Genomic DNA, 1852 nt, shown 5'->3' with positions numbered 1-1852 from the left:
ACATCAACCGGCGTGCCGGACGGCTTCCCATCGGCAAACGGCACATAGATGACCTTGTAGCCACTCTTGGGCCGCCGGTTCCACGATCCATGCTGTGCGACGAACAGTCCATGGCGCCAGGCGTCCGGAAGCTGGGTGACATCCTGAGAGAAGGTGATGCCAAGGGAGGCCGTATGCGGGCCAAGCGCATAATCCGGCGCGATCGCCTGCGCGACGAGGTCCGGTCGCTGCGGCGAGACCCGTGTGTCAACGTGCTGGCCATAATAGCTGTAAGGCCAGCCATAGAATGCGCCTTCCTTGACCGAGGTAATGTAGTCGGGGACGAGGTCGCTACCGATTTCATCGCGCTCGTTGACCACCACCCACAGGGCACCGCTCTCCGGCTCAAAAGCCAGCCCGTTCGGGTTGCGCAGCCCCGTCGCATAGGGCGTCAGCTTTCCCGTGCTCAGATCGAGCCGGTCGATCCGGGCCCGTCCCTCTTCGACGTCCATCCCGTTATCGGCAACATTGCTGTTGGACCCGATGGTCACATACAAAAAACGGCCATCCGGGCTGGCAAGCAGGTTTTTTGTCCAGTGATGGTTGTAGCCGGCTGGCAGATCCGTGACCTTGGTGCCTGGCGCATCAATCCGCGTATCACCTTCATGATAGGGAAAACGAAGGATTGCGTTGGCATTGGCGACATACAGATCATTCCCCACCAGCGCCATGCCGAAGGGCGAATAGAGATGGTCGAGGAACACCGTGCGGGTATCCGATGACCCATCGCCCCTGGTTTCGCGCAACAGGATGATCCGGTTCGGGCTGGCCTCCCCCGCGCCCACCTTGCCCATCACGAACCCCGCAATGCGATTTTTGAGTGTCTGGACATCCGTTTTGGGCGAATTGCTCTCGGCCACCAGAATATCGCCATTGGGTAACCGATAAAGCCATCGAGGATGGTCAAGCCCCTTCGCATAGGGCGTAACCGCCAGCCCCTGAGCGGGTGTGGGTACCTTCCCCTCTACCCAACCCACGGGCGTCGCGACATTGACAGTCGGAAACATAGTATGGTTGGGCTGCGGCAGATCAGGATGCGGGCCTGTTCCTGCCATTACGGGAAGGGATGCATTTTCCGGACGCAGGACGAGTTCCCATGTCGCTGCACCCAGCACTGCCAGGCCGATCACTCCGGCGCAGCCCCAACGTATCCATGTCTTCATGTTATTCTCTTGGTTCCATGTTACCCGGAAAAAACCCTGCGATCCGTGCTATGCTTCAGCACCGCCCTCTGGCAGGGCAAAACCAAGAACGTCTGCAAGATGGGCACGGTAGCGCGCGACGGTCCGATCAACCGCCGGTTCCTTCATAACGTTTGACGCAAGATACGTTGCAAGCGGCGCCATGCCCAGGAACTGGTTGGCCTTGTGGAAAGGGAAATAGACCGCATCAATCCCCTTCCCTTCAAAGAACTGGTCTGGATCGACAAAGGCTTCTTTCGGAGCGTTCCATGTCAGGGAAAGCATGTAATGCTTCCCCTGCAGCAGGCCGCCAGACCCATACTTGCGCTCAGGATGCGACCGGCTGCGCCCATCATTGGCATAAAGCGTGCCATGACCGGCGGTGAAGACTTCATCGACATACTTCTTGACCGTCCACGGCGCGCCCATCCACCAGCCCGGCATCTGGTAGATGACCAGGTCAGCCCACAGGATATTCTCGACTTCGGCCTGAATATCGTAGCCAGCATCGATTTTTGTCTGTCGTGTATCGAAACCCGCGTTCGACAGGACCGCAAGGGCGGCGTCATGCAGCGTATCGTTCAGACGACCATGAGAATGGGCGAAAGCCTTTCCACCGTTCAGAAGAAGAA

The 1852-nt window shown here is 58.6% G+C and carries 2 protein-coding genes; both read right to left on the bottom strand.

The window, feature by feature from the left end:
- A partial coding sequence (locus GEU01_RS21295; protein WP_042711019.1) for a PQQ-dependent sugar dehydrogenase occupies nt 1-1202 on the bottom strand: 1202 nt, incomplete at its 3' end.
- Nucleotides 1203-1250: 48 nt separating this feature from the next.
- The coding region (locus GEU01_RS21290; RefSeq protein WP_019087615.1) for an NAD(P)H-dependent oxidoreductase at nt 1251-1852 on the bottom strand (602 nt) is incomplete at its 5' end.

It is taken from the genome of Komagataeibacter europaeus LMG 18890 (genome assembly GCF_000285295.1).
In the GTDB taxonomy this organism is placed as follows: Bacteria; Pseudomonadota; Alphaproteobacteria; order Acetobacterales; family Acetobacteraceae; genus Komagataeibacter; species Komagataeibacter europaeus.
Note: the sequence above shows the minus strand (reverse complement) of the source record. Positions and strands in the feature narration are given on the sequence as shown.